Source organism: Streptomyces sp. NPDC002520 (assembly GCF_053595235.1).
The window spans coordinates 344,126-364,021 of sequence record NZ_JBSFXG010000004.1 but is presented as its reverse complement, the minus strand read 5'-3'; the positions used below and the strand labels follow the sequence as shown (position 1 = coordinate 364,021).

At 71.2% G+C, this 19,896-nt stretch carries 32 protein-coding genes; 2 read left to right on the top strand and 30 right to left on the bottom strand.

The window, feature by feature from the left end; all coding sequences use genetic code 11:
* Positions 1 to 112 precede the first annotated feature (112 nt).
* From ACWD5D_RS09845 to ACWD5D_RS09710, 28 genes are all read right to left on the bottom strand, one after another.
* Positions 113 to 964: a hypothetical protein gene (locus tag ACWD5D_RS09845; protein WP_451372271.1), complete on the bottom strand. Its 852-nt coding sequence runs from the start codon at positions 962 to 964 to the stop codon at positions 113 to 115.
* A 3-nt stretch (positions 965 to 967) separates the two neighbouring features.
* Positions 968 to 1,180 (bottom strand): hypothetical protein, encoded by a 213-nt coding sequence (locus tag ACWD5D_RS09840; RefSeq protein WP_451372270.1) that lies wholly within the window; start codon positions 1,178 to 1,180, stop codon positions 968 to 970.
* A complete protein-coding gene (locus ACWD5D_RS09835) occupies positions 1,177 to 1,419 on the bottom strand; it encodes a hypothetical protein (RefSeq protein ID WP_451372269.1) in 243 nt (80 codons plus the stop codon). Before ACWD5D_RS09835 ends, ACWD5D_RS09840 begins: the two co-directional genes overlap by 4 nt.
* A complete protein-coding gene (locus tag ACWD5D_RS09830) occupies positions 1,419 to 1,628 on the bottom strand; it encodes a hypothetical protein (protein WP_451372268.1) in 210 nt (69 codons plus the stop codon). The genes ACWD5D_RS09835 and ACWD5D_RS09830 overlap by 1 nt, the downstream gene beginning before the upstream one ends.
* Entirely contained in the window at positions 1,625 to 2,584 is a 960-nt protein-coding gene (locus ACWD5D_RS09825) for a hypothetical protein (RefSeq protein ID WP_451372267.1), read from the bottom strand. Before ACWD5D_RS09825 ends, ACWD5D_RS09830 begins: the two co-directional genes overlap by 4 nt.
* Entirely contained in the window at positions 2,581 to 3,048 is a 468-nt protein-coding gene (locus ACWD5D_RS09820) for a WhiB family transcriptional regulator (protein ID WP_451372266.1), read from the bottom strand. The genes ACWD5D_RS09825 and ACWD5D_RS09820 overlap by 4 nt, the downstream gene beginning before the upstream one ends.
* 3 nt (positions 3,049 to 3,051) lie before the next feature.
* Positions 3,052 to 3,414, bottom strand: coding sequence for an HU family DNA-binding protein (locus tag ACWD5D_RS09815; protein WP_451372265.1), 363 nt, complete (start codon positions 3,412 to 3,414; stop codon positions 3,052 to 3,054).
* 152 nt (positions 3,415 to 3,566) lie between these two features.
* Entirely contained in the window at positions 3,567 to 3,746 is a 180-nt protein-coding gene (locus ACWD5D_RS09810; protein ID WP_451372264.1) for a hypothetical protein, read from the bottom strand.
* Entirely contained in the window at positions 3,743 to 3,988 is a 246-nt protein-coding gene (locus ACWD5D_RS09805; protein WP_451372263.1) for a hypothetical protein, read from the bottom strand. The genes ACWD5D_RS09810 and ACWD5D_RS09805 overlap by 4 nt, the downstream gene beginning before the upstream one ends.
* Complete coding sequence (locus ACWD5D_RS09800) at positions 3,988 to 4,341, bottom strand: hypothetical protein (RefSeq protein ID WP_451372262.1); 354 nt, start codon at positions 4,339 to 4,341, stop codon at positions 3,988 to 3,990. The genes ACWD5D_RS09805 and ACWD5D_RS09800 overlap by 1 nt, the downstream gene beginning before the upstream one ends.
* Positions 4,338 to 4,694 carry a hypothetical protein gene (locus ACWD5D_RS09795; RefSeq protein WP_451372261.1) on the bottom strand — a complete coding sequence of 119 codons (357 nt, stop codon included), beginning with the start codon at positions 4,692 to 4,694 and terminating at the stop codon, positions 4,338 to 4,340. Before ACWD5D_RS09795 ends, ACWD5D_RS09800 begins: the two co-directional genes overlap by 4 nt.
* The gene (locus ACWD5D_RS09790) at positions 4,691 to 5,116 is read right to left on the bottom strand and encodes a hypothetical protein (RefSeq protein ID WP_451372260.1); all 426 of its coding nucleotides are present in this window, start codon (positions 5,114 to 5,116) and stop codon (positions 4,691 to 4,693) included. Before ACWD5D_RS09790 ends, ACWD5D_RS09795 begins: the two co-directional genes overlap by 4 nt.
* Positions 5,117 to 5,133: 17 nt before the next feature.
* Positions 5,134 to 5,442 carry a hypothetical protein gene (locus ACWD5D_RS09785; protein ID WP_451372259.1) on the bottom strand — a complete coding sequence of 103 codons (309 nt, stop codon included), beginning with the start codon at positions 5,440 to 5,442 and terminating at the stop codon, positions 5,134 to 5,136.
* Entirely contained in the window at positions 5,439 to 6,719 is a 1,281-nt protein-coding gene (locus ACWD5D_RS09780; protein ID WP_451372258.1) for a hypothetical protein, read from the bottom strand. Before ACWD5D_RS09780 ends, ACWD5D_RS09785 begins: the two co-directional genes overlap by 4 nt.
* A 46-nt stretch (positions 6,720 to 6,765) precedes the next feature.
* Positions 6,766 to 6,921: a hypothetical protein gene (locus tag ACWD5D_RS09775; RefSeq protein WP_451372257.1), complete on the bottom strand. Its 156-nt coding sequence runs from the start codon at positions 6,919 to 6,921 to the stop codon at positions 6,766 to 6,768.
* Between the two features lie 3 nt (positions 6,922 to 6,924).
* Positions 6,925 to 7,437 (bottom strand): hypothetical protein, encoded by a 513-nt coding sequence (locus ACWD5D_RS09770; protein ID WP_451372256.1) that lies wholly within the window; start codon positions 7,435 to 7,437, stop codon positions 6,925 to 6,927.
* Positions 7,434 to 7,919 carry a RusA family crossover junction endodeoxyribonuclease gene (locus ACWD5D_RS09765; protein ID WP_451372255.1) on the bottom strand — a complete coding sequence of 162 codons (486 nt, stop codon included), beginning with the start codon at positions 7,917 to 7,919 and terminating at the stop codon, positions 7,434 to 7,436. The genes ACWD5D_RS09770 and ACWD5D_RS09765 overlap by 4 nt, the downstream gene beginning before the upstream one ends.
* Positions 7,916 to 8,272 carry a hypothetical protein gene (locus ACWD5D_RS09760; RefSeq protein WP_451372254.1) on the bottom strand — a complete coding sequence of 119 codons (357 nt, stop codon included), beginning with the start codon at positions 8,270 to 8,272 and terminating at the stop codon, positions 7,916 to 7,918. Before ACWD5D_RS09760 ends, ACWD5D_RS09765 begins: the two co-directional genes overlap by 4 nt.
* On the bottom strand, positions 8,269 to 8,628 hold the full coding sequence (locus ACWD5D_RS09755) for a hypothetical protein (RefSeq protein WP_451372253.1): 360 nt from the start codon (positions 8,626 to 8,628) through the stop codon (positions 8,269 to 8,271). Before ACWD5D_RS09755 ends, ACWD5D_RS09760 begins: the two co-directional genes overlap by 4 nt.
* A complete protein-coding gene (locus ACWD5D_RS09750) occupies positions 8,625 to 9,533 on the bottom strand; it encodes a recombinase RecT (RefSeq protein ID WP_451372252.1) in 909 nt (302 codons plus the stop codon). Before ACWD5D_RS09750 ends, ACWD5D_RS09755 begins: the two co-directional genes overlap by 4 nt.
* A 2-nt stretch (positions 9,534 to 9,535) precedes the next feature.
* The gene (locus ACWD5D_RS09745) at positions 9,536 to 10,864 is read right to left on the bottom strand and encodes a lambda-exonuclease family protein (protein ID WP_451372251.1); all 1,329 of its coding nucleotides are present in this window, start codon (positions 10,862 to 10,864) and stop codon (positions 9,536 to 9,538) included.
* Positions 10,861 to 11,331, bottom strand: coding sequence for a hypothetical protein (locus tag ACWD5D_RS09740; RefSeq protein WP_451372250.1), 471 nt, complete (start codon positions 11,329 to 11,331; stop codon positions 10,861 to 10,863). The genes ACWD5D_RS09745 and ACWD5D_RS09740 overlap by 4 nt, the downstream gene beginning before the upstream one ends.
* The gene (locus tag ACWD5D_RS09735; protein ID WP_451372249.1) at positions 11,328 to 11,693 is read right to left on the bottom strand and encodes a hypothetical protein; all 366 of its coding nucleotides are present in this window, start codon (positions 11,691 to 11,693) and stop codon (positions 11,328 to 11,330) included. Before ACWD5D_RS09735 ends, ACWD5D_RS09740 begins: the two co-directional genes overlap by 4 nt.
* A complete protein-coding gene (locus ACWD5D_RS09730) occupies positions 11,690 to 12,346 on the bottom strand; it encodes a response regulator transcription factor (RefSeq protein WP_451372248.1) in 657 nt (218 codons plus the stop codon). Before ACWD5D_RS09730 ends, ACWD5D_RS09735 begins: the two co-directional genes overlap by 4 nt.
* Positions 12,336 to 12,641: a hypothetical protein gene (locus ACWD5D_RS09725; protein WP_451372247.1), complete on the bottom strand. Its 306-nt coding sequence runs from the start codon at positions 12,639 to 12,641 to the stop codon at positions 12,336 to 12,338. The genes ACWD5D_RS09730 and ACWD5D_RS09725 overlap by 11 nt, the downstream gene beginning before the upstream one ends.
* Positions 12,634 to 12,861: a hypothetical protein gene (locus ACWD5D_RS09720; RefSeq protein ID WP_451372246.1), complete on the bottom strand. Its 228-nt coding sequence runs from the start codon at positions 12,859 to 12,861 to the stop codon at positions 12,634 to 12,636. Before ACWD5D_RS09720 ends, ACWD5D_RS09725 begins: the two co-directional genes overlap by 8 nt.
* Positions 12,862 to 12,943: 82 nt before the next feature.
* A complete protein-coding gene (locus ACWD5D_RS09715; RefSeq protein WP_451372245.1) occupies positions 12,944 to 13,135 on the bottom strand; it encodes a hypothetical protein in 192 nt (63 codons plus the stop codon).
* 118 nt (positions 13,136 to 13,253) lie between these two features.
* A complete protein-coding gene (locus tag ACWD5D_RS09710) occupies positions 13,254 to 13,493 on the bottom strand; it encodes a helix-turn-helix domain-containing protein (protein ID WP_451372244.1) in 240 nt (79 codons plus the stop codon).
* Between the two features lie 151 nt (positions 13,494 to 13,644).
* Between ACWD5D_RS09710 and ACWD5D_RS09705 the strand changes: the two genes are divergently transcribed.
* Complete coding sequence (locus ACWD5D_RS09705; protein WP_451372243.1) at positions 13,645 to 14,139, top strand: hypothetical protein; 495 nt, start codon at positions 13,645 to 13,647, stop codon at positions 14,137 to 14,139.
* A gap of 146 nt (positions 14,140 to 14,285) precedes the next feature.
* Positions 14,286 to 15,149 (top strand): hypothetical protein, encoded by an 864-nt coding sequence (locus tag ACWD5D_RS09700; protein WP_451372242.1) that lies wholly within the window; start codon positions 14,286 to 14,288, stop codon positions 15,147 to 15,149.
* On the opposite strand, the gene ACWD5D_RS09695 is transcribed toward ACWD5D_RS09700, so the two are convergent.
* Both ACWD5D_RS09695 and ACWD5D_RS09690 read right to left on the bottom strand, forming a co-directional pair.
* Positions 15,146 to 16,813, bottom strand: a complete 1,668-nt coding sequence (locus tag ACWD5D_RS09695) for a recombinase family protein (RefSeq protein WP_451372319.1) — start codon at positions 16,811 to 16,813, stop codon at positions 15,146 to 15,148. The two genes, ACWD5D_RS09700 and ACWD5D_RS09695, sit on opposite strands and share 4 nt — an antisense overlap.
* Before the next feature lie 564 nt (positions 16,814 to 17,377).
* Positions 17,378 to 19,558 (bottom strand): GTPase, encoded by a 2,181-nt coding sequence (locus tag ACWD5D_RS09690; RefSeq protein ID WP_451372241.1) that lies wholly within the window; start codon positions 19,556 to 19,558, stop codon positions 17,378 to 17,380.
* Positions 19,559 to 19,896: the final 338 nt, after the last annotated feature.

The following is a 19,896-nucleotide window of genomic DNA, read 5'->3' as shown; positions in this document are numbered from 1 at the left end:
GGGGCGCCCGGGCCGCCGTCGGCGTCGCAGTGGGCTTCGGGGCCAGCCTGCTGGTCTGCGGCCTCAGCGCAGTCGGAGCAGATCAATGTCAGGCCTCCATCTCGTGCGGGAGTCAGCACTGGGCTGCGGGATCGGCGGGGTGCCCGGCGGCGTCGAGGGCACGGTTCACCGCGCGCCAGATGTGTGACCGGGTGGCCAGCGAGGCGTAGCCGAGGGTCAACATGTGCTCGCTGACGGCCTTGTAGGCGCGCTGTCGCGGGGTGAGGCCGGCGCCCTCCGAGTCGGTCGGAGGCACCGGGATGCCGGGGCCGCCCACGCGCACCTCGGGGTGCTGCTCGCGGACGTGGTCGTCCATGAGGTGCCGTGGGACGAGCGGGCAGCCCTCGCAGTACGGGCACGGGTGCCGCACCTCGATGCCGCTCAACGGGCCCTGGTTGGGCGGAGCCTGGGAGTCGTCGACGGGGTACACGGCCACGGTGTCGGACCAGTGGAAGCCGTTCTCATCGATGTGGTCCCCGCAGTGCTGCGCGGCCCGAATGCACTGGCGTACGCCGAACTCGAAGCCGCCGTTGTACTGAGCAGAGCACTCGACGGCAGCAAGCCCCCGGCCGTCGGCCTGGTCCTCCTCGAGGACGTCGCGCAACTCGGCGCCGGCGGTCCGTACGAGGAACATCGCCGCCCCGTGCGCCGCCTGCCAGCGCTCCGCCAGCTTGTAGGCCCGGTCAGCAGCGGACTGGGCGCGGCTGTCGTCGGCCCACACGACGCGGGTGGCGCCGTCGTGGCCGTGCACCGACAGCATCAGTTCGAGGCTGTCCCAGACGGCGGTGGACGGCCGCTCCCGCCAACGGAGTACGACCGTGCCGTCCGCCCACTGGACGCCGTCGGCGACGTCGCCCGCGCCGGAGACGCCAGTGATGTCCCGGTCGCGGCGCAGGACGAACAGGCGAGGTATGGAATGAGGCATCGGTCAGTCCTTCAGGTCGTCGATCGTGGTGAAGCTGTCGAGCCGGCGGCGGCCGTCTTTCAGGGCCCGGCGCCGCTCGCGGTGGGCATCGCATGCCTCGAGGAGCCGAGTGGCCGCGGCGAACAGGGCGAGCGCGATGAGTGCGAAGCCGAACAGGCCGAGTACGGCGCCCAGGCCTCCGAGAGCAGAGACGATGAGCACCTGACCAGGGGTCACTGCCGCCTCCGGGATCGGCTGGCGGTGTAGACGGCGTGCACGGAGGCGCCGGCGAGCATCGCGCCGGACAGGAGGAAGGCGAAGGCCCACAGGGTGAGGCCGCGGTAGACCGCGTCGGCGCCGCCCAGGAGACAGGCGAGGGCGAGCAGGGCGCAGAACCAGCAGTCGGGCAGGCCGAGGCAGAGGCCGACGACGGCGGCCAAGGCCACGGCGATCGCGATGACGGTGAGGGTGGACATCAGGTTTCCTGGGTGGGGTCGAAGGTGTCGATGGGCGGGAGGGTCTCGATGTCGCGGATCCGGCCGCGCAGGATGAGCGCGCGGCCGTCGGCGATGTCGTCGAGCTGCTCGAGGGCGGCCTCGTCGGGTGGCTCTTCCTCGGCGCAGAGGCAGTAGCCGTAGGCGTCACAGCTGCCGTACGGGCAGGCGAACAGGGCCGGCTGGGTCACGCCGCCCCCGCTTTGCGTGCCAGGCCCACGGCCGTGTGCGCGTCCTTGCAGGGCTGGCAGGCGGGCAGGAGCCGGTGGCGGCGGTGTGCGAAGTACCCCTCGGGTGTGCCGCACTGGCCCGTCCAGTCCGGCTTGGCGATCGGGTCGTCGATGGTGTCCTCGTCCCATGCGCCGACCGGCGCCCACTGCTTAGCGCGAGCCTGGTTACGGGCGCGGGAGACGGCTTGCAGGCTGACGCCGTGGTTCAGCGGGTCCGCGTTCCACAGTTCGTCGTAGAGCTGGCTCACGGCGCGGGCCGTGGACATGAGCACGCGTTCCGAGTGCAGCGTCAACCCGAAGTTGCTCGGCTCCATGGCCAGGCGCCGCGCGAGCTGTGCCTGCGGCCAGCCGCCCGCGATGAGGGCCTGTAGGCGGCGGCCCGTGCCGGTGCCTTCGGTGGTGGTGTGGCCGCCCAGGTTCCCTGGGGTTGGCTTCACTGCGAGGAGCTTGGCCTCGGTCTCCGGCCGCACCCGCATGGACGGAGCCATGCCGCGCCGCGAGTCCCCGTAGAGCAGCTTGGCCACTGCGCCAGTGGGCACGTCGGCCAGGTGGGCGATGCGTTTCCAGCCGAGCCCGTAGGCCTGCAAGGCCTTCACGTGCTCGCGGGCTGGTCCGGCGTCCACGTATGGCTGCCAACGGCCGTACGCCTGGAGCCTGGACGAATTCCCGTGTTCCAGCCGGTTGGCCTCCCGGCACGGCTTGCACCGGCACTTCTCCACCACGTACTTGGCGCGGGTGCCGTGATCGCGGTGGCTCTGTCCGGCGATCGGCCCGACCTTCATGTCCCGGTAGTCGGGCAGACGAAGGGCGCGGCGAGCCTCGCCCACCTTGCCGGGGTGGATGCCGAGCCGCCGGGAGATCTCGGCGTTGGACAGGCCGTCCTGCAGCAGTTCGGCGACGTCGGCGCGGACCTTCATGAGACCCTCGCCATCTCGGTATTCTGCTCCGCCGCCCCGGTGACCCGGTTGAGGCGATCACGCCGCACCTCCCCGCTCCAGCACTCCGGGTCCATACGCTCGCCCAGCCACAGGTGCCTCAGCAGCGCGTTGTACGTGCCGCACCTCGGAGGGGCGCCGGTGAAGACGAGCACCGGCTTGCTCGGGTCGTGGCCGGGGGCGTCGGCGTCGAGGCGCCACCGCTCGTGCGCGGTGAGCCCGGCGACGACGCCGTCCCGGCGGATCTCTGCGTCGCCGCGCTCCAGACGCTTGACGTTGGCGAGGCACTGGGCGCGCACCGGGCAGCGCACGGCGCAGATGATGCGCGCCTGGTGCTCGTGCTGCTTGTCGGAGAACAGATTGGGGTCCTCGGCGCGGCAGGCCATGCGGGCCATCCAGTCGAGGTGGCGGGTCACGGTGTCGGGGACGGAACCGGTGTAGTTCATGGCTCACTCCGCGGGCTTCCGGCTGCCCTTGGGGGCCTTGTGGATGGTGACGTTGCGGTCGCGGCGTCGGACGGCGTCGGCGAGGTGATCGGAGACGCGGAGCCGGACGGCCTGGTGGGCGGGCGCGGTGAACATCTCGCCGGTCTGCGGGTTACGGCGCTTGGTCCGCTTGACGCGGTGCGAGATGAACGTGACGAAGTTGGTGATCGCCACGTCGTGGCCGGAGGCATTGGCGCGGGCGATGACGCCGAAGGTGGCCATCACCGTGTCGCGGACGGCGGCCGGGGTGGTGCCGAGGTCCGCGGCCACGTGCTCGATCAGCAAGGTGGTGTTGAGGCGGTTCTTGATCGGTGTGGGCTTCTTCACGAGGTGCTCCTGGACGGTGTGATGTGAGGCGGGCAGATGCAGGGATAGGCCCGCTTGCAGAAGGGGCAGACCATGAACGGCCTCCTGGCGGTGGTGGTGCCGCCCGCCGCCGGGGCCGGGTGTCATCCGCGGCGGCGGGCGGTGTCATGGGGTCAGGCGCTGGCGCGCCAGGCGGTGGGGGTGGCGTCGACGAACTCCTGCACGTGGTCAGGAAGCACGCTGGCGTCGTCGGCCCGGCGGGCAGCGTCCACCGGCCCTTCCCCGTAGCGAACGGCGACGGCCACCAGGCCCACAGCGAGCCCGAAAACGCCGAGGAACACGTACGCGATCACTGTTCGCCGCCCTTCAGACCCCAGCCAGCCGGAGCAGGCTTGGGCTGGGAAGGGAATGTCTGCCTGCGGTCGAAACGGGGCCCTCCTGCGGCGTCGTACTGAGCCCGGTAGTGACCCTCGTTCGCGGCCTGGAGGTCGGCGAGACGCTCAGCGAGGGCGGCGAGCTGGTTGCGGAGATCGCGGTTCTCCGCTTTCAGCCGTCGCTCATTCGCGGTCTCCGTGCGCTTGAAGGCGTCCAGCATCAGGACCTCCGGGGTGTGTCGCAGGCCGCGTCGAGGCGGTGGGAGAAGTCGTCGAGGGACTCGGTCATGCGGGCGGCGAGCGACGCCCGAAAGTCGCGCGTGTGCTGTTCGCTCGGGGCGACGTAGCAGACCCACAAGTCAGCGCCGTCCTGCGTGACCTCCATGCGCGCCCGGAAGGCGCCCGCCGGCCGGTAGGCGGCCAGACGCTCGCCGGTGCGGACCTGGAGCGCGGCTGAGGTGGCGCTCGCGCCGCTGGCGTAGGTGCCGGCGAGGACCCATTGCCCGGGCATCTCCCGGGCCTGCTGGGCGGCGTGCTGGTGGTCGGCGCGCGGCCGGGGCTTGGTCTGGCTCACTGCTCGTCACCCCGCAGGCACTCGGGCATCGGCGTGACGTGCTCGCGCAGAGCCCCGGTCTCGACGTCGTAGTCCTGGGCGCGGGCCCAGTTGGCGTGCGGGAACGCGTCTCGCAGCAGCAGCGCGATCTCCCGGTGCTGACTGCCGTCGGGGAGCGGCACTTCGCGGTGGCCGAACGGCGGCTGGGGATCGACGGTGAGGGCGAGAGCGCACCAGCGCAGGCCGTCGTCCCAGCGCACGCGCGTGATGCGGACCTCGGCGATGTTCCGGCCGGTGATGCGCCACAGGTTGTCCCGCAGGGCCCGCCGCGTCCGCTTGTTGGCGATGTACTCGGGTGCGGTCTCGGTGGTCACGCCGTGCCCCCGTCCGGGTGGAAGCAGGCGCGGACGTCAGCCTGGAGCCGCTCGTAGCTGGCGATGGTTCGCGGCGACCAGCGGTGCTCGGGCCCGTGGACGTCGCGGAACCAGGCGTCGCACGTGGCGAGGAGCAGCTGCTCGCGGTCCTTCTCGCGGGCGGCCGGGCCGCCGTCGGCCGAAGTGACCGCGGTCGGGTGCTCGGCGGCCAGCTGCTGGAGCGCACGCTCGAGGGCCGGGGACTCCAGGGCGTACCGGTCGGGGTCGTCCAGGGGCAGGCTGTCGTGCAGCCGCTGGAACATGGCCGCCTGGACGCGGCGGGAGTGCTTGAGGGTGAAGCCGGCCCACCAGGTGCGCAGGCCGGTCAGCGGTCGGGGCTGTGCTGCGCCATGTGGTGCGGCGATGTGCGTCGTTGCGGTCATCGCCGTCTCCTCTCGGATCAAGTGGTGCTGTCGGTGTGGGTGTTGAGGGCCGCACGCACGGCGGCGGCGCCACGGTGTGCGGTCTCAGGTCCGGGCGGCCGCCGGCGGTAGCGCCACGGCTCCGGTAGTTCGGCGAGTAGGTCCGGCGGCTCGGCGTTGGGGTCGGCGATCAGCTGGGCGACCAGGACCAGGACGCGACTCCAGGCCATGCCTTCGGTGCGGGCCTGAGCGAGGACGTCGCGGAGCTGGTCCGGGGACCAGTCCGGCCGGGCGGCGGCGGCGAGCGCGAGCAGCTGCGGCGTAGCTGACTGCGGCACTTCGGTCATCGCAGGCTCCTCAGCAGGTCGGCGGGCGGGCGACAGGGACGGCACAGGCCGTCGGCGAACGGCTCGCGGGACGGGGCGTGGCAGGACTCGCACTCGTGCCAGCGGCCTGGCGGCCGCGGGTACACGGGGCGTCGGGGGCCGGGCGGCCTGCCAGGCGGTCTCTGCCCGTCGGCCGCGCGCAGCTCGGCGCACACCTCGCAGGGCGCGCCGGTGCGCCAGATCCGCCCGGACTCGCAGGCGGGGAGCTCGCAGCCGCGCCGTACGACGGCTGCGCCGAGCAGCCACCGTCCCGCGTCCCGGATGGTCTCGGTCGAGGCGTAGCGGAACTCCAGCCGCGTGCGGATCCGTTCCGGCTCCAGGCCCTCATCGAGCTGGCGGCCGATCTCCCGGGCCAACTCGCGGACCACGTACGGCGACAGGCCCGGCAGCAGCAGCTTGACCGGTTCGAGGACTCGCCAAATCCGCGGAGCGAGACTCAGCTGCGGCCCCGAGTACGGGCGCCGGAACGCGGCGGGCAGCGGCGGGCTTTCCACAGGCCCTCGCGCTACTACCTGCTCTCGCCTACGGCGGATAGGAGAAGCGGCGGGGGGCGGATCGTCAGGTGAGTCAGTCAGGTGGTGTTCCTTAGACGCGAGGGACCCATCGCCAAGATCCCCACCAGATCCCTCATCAAGATCCGCAGTCAGGGCCGCCTGCACCGGCTCGTCGTGCACCGTGTAGACGTGACGGCCGCGGTATCCGGCGCGCCGATCCACACTGATCCAGCCCAGGTCTTCGAGGGCCCGGAGGATGCGGCGCACGGAGCGAGGGTCGAGGGGCTGGCCGGCCTTCTTCCCGGACCGGTGCCGCAGCACCCTGCCCAGGTCGGCGAGGGTGATCCGGTGACCAGTCGCCGTGGCGTAGCTGAGGGCGGCGTACGCCCGCAACTGGCGGGGGCTGAGGGCTTCGGCGGCACGGGTCGGCACCCATGCGCCGTGCTCGGCCCGGCCGACGACGCGCACGCGCCGCACGGCCGTCGTGCCGGTACCGCCAGGCAGCGTGCGCCGGTAGCTGGTGACCTCGGACACGTCGTCATCCGGGGCCGGGCGCATCAGCTCGGTCAGGGCCCGCTCGACGGTCGACCGGGATATGCCGAGCAACGCCGCAAGGTAGGCGACCCCGGCCTCGCATCCGGTCTCGCGCCGCTCCAGGGCGGCGACCTTCGTGTACACGGACACAGCGGCGTCGCTGTAGAAGCCGACGACGACGCGCAGCGGGACACGAACGCGTTGAGGCATGGGGATCACCTCCTCTCAGGCGCGATGGGAAGCGGGCAGGGACAGGTCAGTCGTCGAAGATCAGCAGGGTGGCGACGCCGCACCAGGTGAGGGCAGCTGCGATGACGCCCGCCAGGGCGGCGAGGTGGCCGTCGGCGGTGAGTCCGTACGTGACGCCGCCCGAGATGCCGCCGAGGCCAAGACCAGCGAGGAATGTGGGCATGGCTCAGTCCTCGCCGTCGTGGTCGCGGGCGGTGTTCAGCAGGGCGGTGAGGCCGTCGGCGAGGGCCTGCATCTCGTGGCGCATCTCAGTGACCGTGAGGTCGGGGCCGCGCATCAGCCGCTGCGCGTACTCCCGCCAGTGCACCAGGCCCGCCCGCAGCCGGGCGGTCTCGATGAAGGCGAGCATTCCGCCGGTCAGCCGGAGCGTGGAGTCGGCGAGTTCGAGCTGGCCATCGTCGTCGAAGGTGCCGTGCGCGGTGCGCTGGAGGTGGAGGAACCGCAGCGCATCGCGCACGGCGTCTTCCTGCTCCCGGTTCGGCAGCTCCAGGTGCGTGATGCGCACCTTGACGGAGGCTTCCTTCTCCGTGCCCGGCGCGGGCTCTGTGCGCTCGATGTGCGCGAACTCGCCGAGGAACAGTCGTCGGGCGCCGGGCTGGTCGTACACCGGCCGCACGTGCGACTCCAGAGCCTCCTGCGCGCTCGCCGACACCTTTGCGTCGAACTTCAACTGGGTCACGACTCGGACTCCTTGGGCTTGCTCAGGCGCCAGACCCGAATGACGGCGCCGGGATGCGAGAGGGTGTCGGCGGCGGTGAGTACGTATCGCTTGGCGGCGACCGTGTCGGTGACGACGCTGTCGTCCAGGAGCACGCCCGCGTCCTTCAAGGCGTCCTGGGTCGAGCGGAGCAACTTGTCCGTGTCCGGCTTGCCGACCGGGAACTGCGGAGCGGACGGCTTCGCCACGCCCGCGTTGCGGCCGGTACCGAAATGGTGCTTCGGCCGGGGCAGCGTGAACACGACCTCCAGCCGGACCGCCTCGCGGAGCGGCTGCCACGTCTCGTCGTGGGCGAGGGCATCGAGCGCGGCCGACTTCACGGCCTCCCGCCACGGCTTCACCTTGGCCGACGACTCGTACAGTGCACCGGCAGCGTTCCGAGTCTTGGAGCCCTGCGGGCCCGGCGTGCCGTGCACGGTGATGTGGAAGGCAGGGCTGGTCACGACTCGCCACCCGCCGCCTGCTGGTCCAGCTCGTCGGCGGCCGTCTGGAACATCCCGGCCAGGGTGGTGCCGTGCAGGTGGTGCAGCTCGGCCATGACCCCGCCGGCTCCTCCGGCGGCCAGGAGCACGGTGGCGATGTCAGCCGGAGGCAGGTCGACGACGTTGGCGATCTCCTGGGCGAGGTGCCGGGCGGCGTCGCCCACAAAATGCACGTGCGGGTCACTGGCGTTGCGGCGCCGGTTCTCCCTGACCGCGTCGAGCATGCCCTGCCGGGTGTACTGCTCGGCGGTGAACGCTCGCCTGCCTCGCCGGGCGAGTTCGCGGATGACGGCTTCGCGTCGGGCGTCGGTCACGGCTGCTCACAGCCGTTCGCCTGTTGGTGCAGTTCGTCGGCGGCGGCCCCCATGACGTTGGTGATGGCGACCGCGGGCAGGTTGTTCACGGCCGCGAGGCCGCCGAGCCACGAGGACGCGTACAGCAGGACGGCGGAGATGTCGGCCGGGGCGAGACCGGTCTGCTGCGTGACGTCCTCGGCGAAGCCCGCACCCCAGCTGTTCACGGCCATGCCCTCGCGGGTGTTGGCGTAGCGGCGCCGGTTCTCGCGCAGCACGCTCAGGGCCCGCTCGGGCGTCCACTCCTCAGCGACCATGGCCGTCGTTCCCGCTGCGCGCAGCTGAGCGATGATCTCTTCGCGTTCGTCGTGGCTCACAGTTCGTCACCGGCCTCGGGGCTGTCCTGGGCGCCGGACCCGGGCTGGGCGGTCTTCGGCCATGCCGCCGACGGCTGCTCGCTGGCGCTGCTGTCGGTCTGGTCCTCACGGGCGATGACGGTGCCCCGGATGACGGGCGGGGCGGCCTGGGTGTCGTCGAGGTCGTCGTCGGTCTGGATCAGCTCGGCGAGTTCGGTCGACGTGGGCACAACTTTGCGGAGGCGGAGCACGCCCGACTTGGCCCACATGGCGTCGAAGTCGGTATGCCAGGGGCTGTCCTTGGTGCCCTCGCGCTCGGCCTTCTTGTAGGCCTTCGAGTATTTGTCGCGGATCTTCGTGGCCTGGTCCCGGTTGAGGATGATCACCTGAGAGCGGCGGCCGTCGATCCACGCGAAGGCGTAGGCGAGGATGACCGGCCCGCGGTCTTCCTCCGACAGGTCGACGCGGGGCTTGTGGAAGAAGTCTCGGGGGCTCGGTTCAGTAGGCGTGTAGTCCCACTGGTCCTTCTCCCGGATCCACCCGAAGTGAACGGAGTCGACCCTCGGGTGCCGGTACATCAGCTCGATGTAGCCCTCGTACATCGGCTGGAAGGTCGCGACGCCCTTGTACGGAACGATCGCGGCCTGACGGCCGTCCGGCTCCAGACCGAACCGGGCACAGGCAAGCAGCGCGGTGTTGATGCTTGCGGGCGTGCAGTCCTTCAGCTTCTCCATGGCGGAGAGCGCAACGGCTGTGAAGTGTGCCTTGTCGACATGTCGCGGGAGCGCGTCCGTGAAGTAGGTCTGGCGGCGCTGGAGCCACTGGCGCGCGGTGTCGGTGATGGCGAGATCGGTGATCGGCGCCTGTTCCGGCGGCTGTTCGTCGGCGCCGGTTGCTGCCTTCACGCGGTCCTTCAACTCGGACATGGTCATCCTTCCGAGGGCACGCGCAGCACGCGGGCCCTGAACTTGCGGTAGATCTCGGGGCGGTCGGTGGCGAGGCGTTCGGTGTCGATGGCCGGGACCAGGTGGGTGTAGTCGGCGGCCAGCTGCGGTTCGGCCTCGCGGAAGCGGGCGTGCGCAAACTGGCCGTTCTGCCGCCAGGTGTAGGCCGGGCGGGCGCCGATCGTGGCGACCTCGGCGTTCCCGGCGTTGGCCCGCATCTGGTTCTCGACCTCGGTGAGTTCGTCACCCAGCTCGGCGAGCTGTTCCTTCAGTTCGCGGCGGCGCTGCTTCAGCAGCATCGTCTCCACCGGGTCGACTTCGACGGTGGCTTCCTCGCGGGCGTTCCACAGCCGGGACAGGAGATCGGCGGTGGCCTGCGAGCCGTCGGGCTTCGGCGGGAGGCCGGCGAGGACGTGGTCGTGCCAGAACTGGTCGACGGCGTCGGCGAGCAGGCTGCACAGTTCGTCATCGCGCTCCAGCCGCCACCACTCCAGGTCGTCATCGATGAGCCCGGCGACGTGCGCGTGCCGGTAGCCGGTGACGGTCAGGTACCAGTGGGCTTGGATGGCGGGCCGGTCGGGTGCTTGGTCGCCGTGCCAGCCCTCGGTGCGGGCGGAACGCCAGGTGCGGGATTTGCACTCCAGGACGCCCAGTTCGTCGTGGGCCTGGTCGTCGGAGGCGGCGGTGAGCCGGTCGGGGTTGGCGATCCAGTGCGGGTGGTCGATGTGCTGGAGGGTGCCGGGCGAGTCGAGGACGGTCAGGCCGGACTCTTCGGCGAAGAACTCGGCGGTGAGGCCTTCGAGTCGATGTCCGCGCCGGGCCGCCCGCTCCAGCCGGGCGTCGCGCCGTTCGGGTGCCTGACCGGTCTTCTCCAGCCACACGTGCAGCGGTCCGCGGTGCGGGTCCATGCCGAGGATGGCGGCGACGTCGGACCCACCCACGCCCCGCCCGCGCGCAGCGTGCCAGTCCTCCACTGGTGCTCCGGCAGGCAGCAGGAGGCGTGCGGTGGGGGTGACCGGGCGGGAGACACGGATCGTCGCCTCCCGCCCGGCCGGGGGCCCGCTCAGCGCAGGCGGGTTCTTCGGGGTACAGGCACAGGGCAGCCCCTCGCCCGCCTTCGCTCCCGCCGCTGTGTCGCGCGGGCCAGCGGCGGGTGACGTTGACGCTGAGCGGGTGGTCGGGGACCCGCCCGGAGCAGGCGGGGTCCCTGGGGCAGAGGTACGGATGTGCCCCTCCCCTGCCTTCGCTTCCACGGCGGCCGTGTTCGTGTCGGCGGCGGCGGATGACGTGAACTCCGGGCGGGTGGTCTTCATGGCAGCCTCACCATCCGCACGGTGAGGCTGGGGGTGGGCCCGGTCCGGACGTGGTCGGCGATCTCGCGCATCGACTCGGCCCAGCTGGGTGAGAAGTCGCGCGGTGTCTGCCCGGCGAGCGCCTTGAGGACGTCGCCGTGCACGGTGTCGAGCGCGGTCACGGGCTTCGGCAGGGAACAGATCTCCAGCAGGCCGAGCGGGGTGTTGTCCGGGTTCCAGCCGGTGAAGACGACGGCCCCGGCGTACGGCTGGATCGACGCGCCGAGCGCGGCGAGCACGCACGAGCCGACGATGTTGCGCGGGTACCGGTCGGGGTAGAGCAGGCCGATGTCGTTGGCCCAGCCGGTCACAGCCAGCCCAGGCAGTTGGACGCGCGCCTTGACCTCGGGGCCGAGGAGCAGCCCCCAGTCCGGCTCGTCGTCGTGGTGGGTGAGTTCGCCGTCGGCGGCGATCATCGCGTACCTCATCGACGGCCACCGATCAGGGCCCTGTTGCCGGGCCGGTTGGTCGCCGGAGCGGAGCCGCGCCGGATCTTGGCCACCGGCACCCAGACGCCCCAGGTCAGGTCGGACTCGTTCTGCCAGTGCGCGAACACCATCGGCTCTTGCCACTCGCCTGCCAGGCAGACAGTGCTCGGCTGGCCGTCGAAGAGGCCGGGCACGTGTTCCGGCTGGTCAAGGGCGACGGTGCCCTGCCGGCCGCAAGCGTGGACGACGCGGGAACCGACGCGGTACCGCTCGGCGAGTACGGCCAGGCGCGTCAGCACCTCCTGCGACTCCGGCCGGTCCGGCACGACGGTGCCCCGGTAGTCGAGCGTGTGGGCGCTCATGACGCTTGCCTTTCGGTAGTGGTGGTGGGTGTGCCGATGAAGCGGGCGAGGACGATCCAGCCGCCATTGGCACGGACTGGCTCTGCGTCGAAGGACCCGGCGGGCTCGAACGGCTGGTACACGCCCCGACGGATGCACCGGGCTGCGTTGCGGGCACCGTTGTGCGACGTGTAAGGCCCGATCGGGAGCTGGCTTCCGGGGAGCCGTCGCAGGGCGGCCGCGTGCTGCTGGTGCCTTCGGGCCCAGGCACGCCCCAGCCGCACCGGTGGCTCCTCGACCGGCACGGGCATACGCAGACCGGCGAGCCAGCCGTGGCGTTCTGCGATGGCCGCCGCATGGGCGATGTTCTTGGCGCCGAGCCGCGCGTAAATCTGCTGGCAGCGGGCGCGCACCGTCTCGGTGGAGAGGCCCAGCTTGCGGCCCGCGCTCTCCTTGGTCTCCCCGCTGGCCAGTTCGGTGAGGATGTCCAGTTCGCGCTCGGTCAGCGGGCACTGCACCGGGTCTGGGGCGTGTTCCGCGATGACCTTTTCGATCGCGTCGAGAGTGGCGAGGTCGTTGTCGCCGGAGGCAGCACCCCAGAGGTCTTCGATGAACGCTGCGAGCTGGTCGGCGTCGTACTCGCGGGCCCACGGGAAGGTCAGGTCAGCGGACATGGCGCTCACCGCCTCCAGCCTGCTCCAGCTGGCGCACGCGCCGCTCCAGGGCGCGGATCTGGTCGCGCTGCCGGGACACCTCGCCGACGTACCGGGGCAGTGCCTCGCGGGCGTGGCCGACGAACTGGACGATCGGCATCTGGTACTCGTCGGAGCCGGTCTCCAGGAAGGAGATCGGGCCGACGCCGTCCGGCGCGCCGTGGTCGTTGGGGGTCGGCTCCCAGGGGCCTGCCGGGACGGCAGCGATGATCTGCTGCGTCGTGCGCAGGTAGTCGTCGGTGAGCGGCTCAGGCACGGGGATCGCCGTCCTCGACGTCGAGCGCGTCCAGCACCTGGCGCAGGGACTCGCAGACACCGCCGAACTCGCGGGCGATGGCGAAGGAGTCGGCGACTGTCAGGTCCAAGGCGTTCGCCCGGTCGAGCGCGTGACGGGCCAGGGCGCGGGCGATGTCGAGCGGGGGGACGTAGGTCGGCTGGGGGCCGAGCAGATCGGTGTGTGCGATGCTGGTTTGCATCGGGTCCACCTCGGTTCTCTCAAGGTGATGGGCTGGTGGGCCGAGGGCTCGTCGGGTGCAGGCCGGCGGGCCCTCAGTGCGTTCAGGCGGCGGTGCGGGCGGTTCGCAGCGGTGCCGTGCGCAGCGGCGTGACCGTCGACGCGTCGACGGCGAGCAGAGTGCGGACGCGGTCCAGGAGGCGCGTCGGCGGCTCGGGCGCGGTGTCCGCGATCCGGCTGATGAAGGCCTCGACGGACTCGCCGGGCTGGATGGTCAGGACGATCTCGCGGCTCATGACGCACCTGCCCTGAACTCGCGGTCGGCGCCGCAGGAACGGCACTGGGCGCGCCAAATCGGGTTGCGGTGGCCGCAGTTGCAGACCCACCGGCACACAGCGTCGATGCGGGCGCGCATCAGACTCCGACCTTCGCGGTCTTGGCGGCGGTCTGGTCGTCCTCGGGAAGCAGCAGGTCACGGATCGTGCAGCCGAGGGCATCAGCGATCGCCTTGAGGTTCTTGGGGGAAAACCCGGCGCGCCCGTTCTCGACGTCCGAGATGTGACTCGGCGCGACCCCGGCCTGCTTGGCGAGGTCGGTCTGGCTGAGACCGGCCTCGATCCGCCGACGGCGGAAGGCTCTTGGGTCTTCGTTCATGTGGACGACTGTACGACTCACCACCACTTTTCACAAGTGGCAAGTCCTGAAACCAACTACTGCATGTGAAAGAGTCGTGCACGCCCTCGCGTGACCTGGTGATCTTCAATAAAGTTCGAGAAAGTACGAGTGACCACGAGGGGGAGCAAGCATGGCTGACCAGGACCTCAGCCCGCCGGGCTACGGCACACTCATCCGCGTCGCCCGCGAGGCCAAGGGCTGGAGTCCGGAGACCGCGGCGGCGAACATGCCGTTCCGCTTCTCGGGGTCCAGCTGGCGGCAGATCGAGGCCGGCTACCGAGGGAGCGGGGAGAAGCGCAAGCCGGTGCCGGGCAAGGCGTCCACGGTGGCGGCGATGGCGCGCACTGTCGGGATCACGTCGGAGCGCCTCCAGGATCACCATTCAGATGCGGCCGCCATCCTGAAGGAGATGGAGCGCCAGGAGGCGCAGCAGGCGCCGGCCATGCCGGACGTGCTGCGGTCGGCCCCTTCACACGTACGCCGCATGATCGATGCCGCTCTGGAGGACGTGGACCCCGAGGACAGGGCGGCCGTGCTGCGCGAGATGGCGGCCGACTATGAGGCGGTCATGAAGCAGCGGGCCCGGAGGGCGTCCGGCCCGCAACACCCGCGCCGCACTGGGTAGTTCCTCAGGGCAAAGCTGTATAACGGTTCAGTCACGTTCCTCTGGAATATGCGTGACAGCCACGTCACTCTGTGCGCAGGATGCATCTCCCGTACAGGAACGAACAATTGTGCGGGTGACCGACGCGCACGCGACAGGGGAACGGCATGACTGTGGTCATCGTCGCGGGTGTGCTCGGCGTCATCACAATCTGTGGCGGTCTGTTCTTGCGGCGCCTGTTCGGCGAGTTGGCCGAACTCAGGCGGCAGATCACCTGGGTCGACAGGCAGATGCGCGCCCAGCGAGCCCGAGTGACATTTCTCAGACAACTGATAACCGAAGACGACGAGATCGAAGACCGAGACGGAGACGGACCGCCTCAGCAGGCAGCTGTCGCCAACGGTCACGATCCCGAACTTTCGCCCACCATCGCGGTCTTACCAACCCGGCTTGGGCCCGTCCGGCACAGAAGACATCTGCGGCTGTACTCCGGCGGCGCCGTGACCGCCGCGCTGGTGACCATCGGCACGGCCGCACGTGAAGCCATCCGCCAACACCGCAGCCATGTCGCCGCAGCAGTAACAGGAACCCTGGTCACCACCGCGACCGTCACCTTGGTTACGGTGCAGCCGTGGGCGGCCGACGCCGACCAGCAGACGCCGCCATCGGCTCCGCCGGCCGTCTCATCTCCCGCCTACGCGCCGCAGTCAGCGCCGGGCAGGACGGCCCCGCCGGCGAGCCCGACGCAGCCCAGCACCAGCGAGAGCCTGACTACTCCGCCAGCCGTGCCCGAATCACTGGTGCTGACCGCCAAGCCGGCCCACCAGCGCGCTGCCAAGTCGCAGGGCCGGGGCGGCAAGCAGACCGTGCCGCCGGGCCACACCCAGCGGCCCGCTACGCAGCCGCCGAGCCGAGCCACACCCCCACCCCCCGGACCGCCGGGCTCCACACACAGGCAGGAGCCGACCACGCGGCCCACCACACCGTCTGGCAGGAGCGACCTCTCCCCGAACGTCAAGTCCGCCCGTTAATCGTCCTGAGCGTGTGCTTCGGATGCCGTTGATGGGTCCCCACGGTGCCAGGCGAGCCGCTCGGCCACCGGGACAGCATTCCTCTTGACGGGCGACGGCATGATGCGCACCTCGCCTAGCAGTTTGGGCGTCAGAAGCGTTGCGGCGATGGCCCGCTGCTTCTCGACGCCCGTCTGCTGCCACCAGCGCACCACATCGGTGATGGGCTCATCCGGCAACAGCCGGGCGAGCGGTGCCGGCGTCGTCGCGCGCCTCAGCTTTGCTTCCGCCTCGGCGATGCTCTTCTCGTACTCCTCGATGTCCTTGGTGCGTTCGATCCTGGCCAGTGCCGTCGTCGGCTTCGGCGCGTCCTTCAGCAACTTCAGCTCTCGGTTGAGCACGTCCAGTTCGGCGCGGAGCGTCTTCAGCTGACGGTCGTCTTCTGGACGGTGCCGCAGAGCGGCGTGCCGGTCCGGGTTCGCCAGCCACGCCAGGATCACCCCCAGCTTCGGCGGTAGCCGCTCGCCCGTAACTGGATCGAAGCGGTCCAGCTCGCCGATGATGAGGTGGTCCGTCTCCTCCATGGGCACCCAGCAGCAGCCGTCGAGCTGGCACTCGTAACCTTGTTTCCCCTTCCGCTTTCCGACGACCATCGGACCGCCGCACTTGTCGGCACGTATCGTCGTGGACAAGACCCACCGGATCCCGCCGCCCTGGTACGTCTTCCTGGACGGGTCGGCCAGGATGTCCTGGACCAGATCGAACAGCTCGCGCGCGACGAGTGGTGTCATCCCCTCCCACTCCGGGAGGATCTGGCCGTTGAACTTGCGCAGGCCCGCGTACACGTGGCGAACGAGGAACGCCCGCAGGTGCTGCGGACTGTACGGCCGCGACGGGATCACCTCACCATTCACGACCTTTTCCGGGATCCAGTCCCCGCGCGCCTCCCACTGCTTGGCGATCGCGTGAATCGTCTCCGAAAGTGCATCCTCGCCGGTGTCCCGCACGAACAGGAGCGGTACCCGCTCATCGCCCATCCGGTTGTCTGCCACTCCGGCGGCGCGCACGAACAGCTCGGCGATCAGCTTCCCGTTTGCCGGGTCCGGATACTGGCGGACGCACCGCTGACGGCCGTCGATCATCTCGTAGTCCCGGGCGAAGCCGAACGGGATCCGGCCATGCGGACGGCCCTCCTTCGCCGCGGACCTGATGCCCCGGTTGGTACGGGCGGAGAGACGGCGCGCTTCCTTCTCCGCTTCGGCAATGCCGGTGATCAGCTCGTGCCGGTCGTTATAGTTGCGCGGGTTGTACGTGCGCTCGTGGCTGGTGATGTGGATCAGGTATTCGCCGGCCTCGCTCAGGTCGACGATCTCGACGCCTTTGCCCGTCTCCCGGGCGAGGCGGGAGATCTCCCACAGTACGAGGACGTCGCCGGGCTTGCCGAAGGCTCTGGTCCGCAGGTCGTTCAGCAGCTTCTCGAAGTCGTCACGCGAACGGGTGGCGTATTTTGAAGCCGACCCTGTGTCCTTGTAGGGCTCGCCCCACGTCCACGGTCCGAAGTCCTCCTCGGCCGCAAGGTTCTCGGTGTGCTGGTCCGTGATACTGCGGGCCACGCGACCTCTGCCTTTGGATACGCGGAGGTACTCCCGGGCAGTCCGCTCAGTTACCTCGGATGCCCCCAACACGGCTTTCAGTGTGGTCACTTCATCCCCTCCCTGACCGACACCCCAAGGATACCCACGACTAAGATGAGACCACGGTCTCGTTCATCGCGAACCCCTCCCTCGCCCGGCCCCTTCCGGTCGGACGGTCTCGCGTACGGGCCCCTCCCGTACGGCTGCGTCTGCCGTGCCGGCGCACACGCCTCGCGTGCCGCGCCGCGCACCCCGCCGATCGCCGACGCCGCACGCCCGTGCGCCCGTTTCACCGGGTGCGTGGGACCTGCGACGCGATCGCCGTGGGACCAGACTGCCTCCGCCCGCGCCGAGCCCGCCGAGCGCTGTGGAGGGCCTCCCGCCTGTGGAAATCTCCCTCACCCGCACGAGGGAGCCCCCGTCGGCGCCGTCACCCCACCGGCGCCGAGCCCCCGTCAGCCCCGTCAGTCCCTTCACCCCCTGCCGCCCCCGTCACCTCACCGGCCTCGCACCCTTCCCCCTCCTCATCGCGCCGACGCCCACCTCACCCCCGCCGACGCGCCCGCCCCGTCGCCCACCTCACCCCCCGCCGACGCGCCCGCCCCGTCGCTCACCTCATCCCACCCCGGCCCGCACCACCCGCCCGTACTGCTCCCGAACCTCCCGGTACCGCAACAGCTCCGCCGCCACCGGATCCAGCACCCGGGCCCGGCCGCAGTTGGAGGCCGCCTCCCGCAGCCGTCTCTCCGCCTCCAGGCCGTACCTCCTCGCCGGCCCCCGCGCCGCCATCCGGCAGCCCCACTCCACCAGCGGGCCACCGACGATCCCGCACAGCATCAGCAGCACGGGCACACCCAGGTTGGGCGCCATGACACCGGCGATCTGGCCCGCCAACCACAGGCCACCGACGATCTGGAGCAGCGTCATCGCCGCCTGCACCAGGACCGCCAGCGGCCACCACCCGGGCCGGGGCGGCCGGCCCGGCGGCACGATCGCCCCCGCCGCCAGCTCGTCCAGCGCCTCGGGCAGCCCCTGCGAGCCGCGTACGGCCGCCTCGCGCACCGCCAGCGCCCAGGGCGCGGGCAGGCCCGCCGAGGCCCGGTCGGACACCGTACGCACCGCCTGTTCCACGCGCTGGCGTGCCGTGGCCTCCTCGTCGGCCAGGGAGCGGACCGGCAGTCTGCTCGTGGGCGCTCCGCCGCGGTCCTGGTACCAGCGCCACAGTCGCAGCCAGGGCGTGCCGCAGGCGCGGTTGGCGTTGCGCAGCCACGCGCGTTCGGCGGCCTCGCCGGCCGCGGTGGCGCCCACCGCGTCCGCGAGCCGGGCGGAGAACTCCTCCCGTGCCTCCTCGGTGAGGCCGGTGCGGCGCCCGGTGGCGTACACGGGCCGCAGTCCGGCCGCGGCGGAGTCCACGTCGGCCGAGACCCGGCGGGCCGGCGCGCCGCGCTCCGCCAGGAACTGTCCGAGTGCTTCGCGCAGTTCAGGGACGCCCTTGCCGGTGAGCGCGGACAGCGGGAGCACCGTGGCGCCCGGTTCGCCGTGCTCGCCGAGCGCGATGCCGTCCTCGTCCAGCAGCCGGCGCAGATCGTCCAGGACCTGGTCGGCTGCCTCTCCGGGCAGCCGGTCGACCTGGTTGAGGACGACGAACATCACTTCGGCGTGGCCGGCCATCGGCCGCAGATAGCGCTCGTGCAGGACGGCGTCGGCGTACTTCTCCGGGTCGACCACCCAGATCACCGCGTCCACCAGTTTCAGGATCCGGTCGACCTGTTGGCGGTGCTGTACGGCCGCGGAGTCGTGGTCGGGCAGGTCGACCAGGACCAGCCCGCGCAGTTGCGCCTCGGCCTCCGCGCTCTGCACCGGGCGGCGGCGCAGCCGCCCCGGGATGCCGAGGCGGTCGATGAGGGTCGAGGCGCCGTCGCTCCAGCTGCACACGATGGGCAAGGCGGTGGTCGGGCGCCGTACGCCGGTCTCCGAAATGGCCACTCCGGCAAGGGCGTTGAACAGCTGCGACTTCCCGCTGCCGGTGGCTCCCGCGATGGCGACGACGGTGTGCTGCCCGGACAGCCTGCGCCGGGCGGACGCCTCGTCGAGGACGTGGCCCGCCTCGGCGAGGGTATGACTGTCCAGCCGGGCGCGGGACAGGCCGACGAGTTCGCGCAGGGCGTCCAGGCGGGAGCGCAGGGGAGCGTCGTACACGAGAGGCTCCACGGCGCCACCGGCCGAGCCGGTGCGGGTGGTGGCGTCGAGGACGGCGGCGCGCTCGGGAGCGTGGCTGGCGGCGTGGGTGGGGGCGTGGTTGGCGGCGTTGCTCTCTGTCACGCGGCGGGCGATGAGGCCGTCGTCCCAGTTCCCGGCGGACTCGGGGTCCGCGTCCGGGGCGGAGCCCGGGTCCGCACCGGCTGTGCCGCCACCCTTGGCGCGGGCCGGTCCGTCGCCCTTGACGCGGGCCGGTCCGTCGCTCTTCGCCCGCGCTCTGCCGTCGCCGTTGGGCCGGGCGTGCGGCCTGTCGCCGGAACCGGCCTTCGCCCGGCGCGCGTGCCGTTCTCCGTTCCCGGAATCCGCCGCGTCGGCCCCGTCCGCAGAGGCCGCCGAGGACGACGGGGGCACCGGGGCCGTCCTGCCCGGCCGGGAGTCCGCCGCCGAGTCCGCCTGGTCCGCCAGGTCCGGGGAATCCGCCGAGCGCACCGACTCTCCCGGTACGCGCGCGTGCGGCCCGCCGCTCGCCCTCTTGCTCACGCCCTTGCCCTCCCCCGTGTCGTCGGCAGCGCCTCCGGCCTCCGTACGGACGTCCACACCGCTCTCCGTGCGTCGTGCTCGCGTACCCGGCCCACCCGAACGGCCCTCTCCGGCCCCCCCGGCACCGGAGTCCGCTCCCCCGAGGTCGTCCACGTGCTCGGAACCATGCTCGTCCGGTTTCATCTGCCTCACGTCGCCCAAGCGGCCCATGCGGTCCTGGTGGCCCAAGTGGTTCGTGTGCCCCGAGTCGTTCATGTGATCCGCACCCAAGTGATCCATGTAGCCCGTGTCGTCCGTGCGATCCCCGCGATCCGTGTGATCCGTGTGATCCGCGTGATCCGCGTGATCCGTGTGATCCGTGTGATCCGCGTGATCCGTGTGTTCCTGGTCAGTGA

Bases quoted from the DNA above. Each gene is read 5' to 3' on its own strand.
- ACWD5D_RS09845 (WP_451372271.1), bottom strand. From the start codon at position 964: ATGCCTCATTCCATACCTCGCCTGTTCGTCCTGCGCCGCGACCGGGAC.
- ACWD5D_RS09835 (WP_451372269.1), bottom strand. From the start codon at position 1,419: ATGTCCACCCTCACCGTCATCGCGATCGCCGTGGCCTTGGCCGCCGTC.
- ACWD5D_RS09825 (WP_451372267.1), bottom strand. From the start codon at position 2,584: ATGAAGGTCCGCGCCGACGTCGCCGAACTGCTGCAGGACGGCCTGTCC.
- ACWD5D_RS09820 (WP_451372266.1), bottom strand. From the start codon at position 3,048: ATGAACTACACCGGTTCCGTCCCCGACACCGTGACCCGCCACCTCGAC.
- ACWD5D_RS09805 (WP_451372263.1), bottom strand. From the start codon at position 3,988: ATGCTGGACGCCTTCAAGCGCACGGAGACCGCGAATGAGCGACGGCTG.
- ACWD5D_RS09790 (WP_451372260.1), bottom strand. From the start codon at position 5,116: ATGACCGCAACGACGCACATCGCCGCACCACATGGCGCAGCACAGCCC.
- ACWD5D_RS09785 (WP_451372259.1), bottom strand. From the start codon at position 5,442: ATGACCGAAGTGCCGCAGTCAGCTACGCCGCAGCTGCTCGCGCTCGCC.
- ACWD5D_RS09780 (WP_451372258.1), bottom strand. From the start codon at position 6,719: ATGCCTCAACGCGTTCGTGTCCCGCTGCGCGTCGTCGTCGGCTTCTAC.
- ACWD5D_RS09775 (WP_451372257.1), bottom strand. From the start codon at position 6,921: ATGCCCACATTCCTCGCTGGTCTTGGCCTCGGCGGCATCTCGGGCGGC.
- ACWD5D_RS09750 (WP_451372252.1), bottom strand. From the start codon at position 9,533: ATGTCCGAGTTGAAGGACCGCGTGAAGGCAGCAACCGGCGCCGACGAA.
- ACWD5D_RS09745 (WP_451372251.1), bottom strand. From the start codon at position 10,864: ATGAAGACCACCCGCCCGGAGTTCACGTCATCCGCCGCCGCCGACACG.
- ACWD5D_RS09740 (WP_451372250.1), bottom strand. From the start codon at position 11,331: ATGAGGTACGCGATGATCGCCGCCGACGGCGAACTCACCCACCACGAC.
- ACWD5D_RS09735 (WP_451372249.1), bottom strand. From the start codon at position 11,693: ATGAGCGCCCACACGCTCGACTACCGGGGCACCGTCGTGCCGGACCGG.
- ACWD5D_RS09730 (WP_451372248.1), bottom strand. From the start codon at position 12,346: ATGTCCGCTGACCTGACCTTCCCGTGGGCCCGCGAGTACGACGCCGAC.
- ACWD5D_RS09720 (WP_451372246.1), bottom strand. From the start codon at position 12,861: ATGCAAACCAGCATCGCACACACCGATCTGCTCGGCCCCCAGCCGACC.
- ACWD5D_RS09715 (WP_451372245.1), bottom strand. From the start codon at position 13,135: ATGAGCCGCGAGATCGTCCTGACCATCCAGCCCGGCGAGTCCGTCGAG.
- ACWD5D_RS09710 (WP_451372244.1), bottom strand. From the start codon at position 13,493: ATGAACGAAGACCCAAGAGCCTTCCGCCGTCGGCGGATCGAGGCCGGT.
- ACWD5D_RS09705 (WP_451372243.1), top strand. From the start codon at position 13,645: ATGGCTGACCAGGACCTCAGCCCGCCGGGCTACGGCACACTCATCCGC.
- ACWD5D_RS09700 (WP_451372242.1), top strand. From the start codon at position 14,286: ATGACTGTGGTCATCGTCGCGGGTGTGCTCGGCGTCATCACAATCTGT.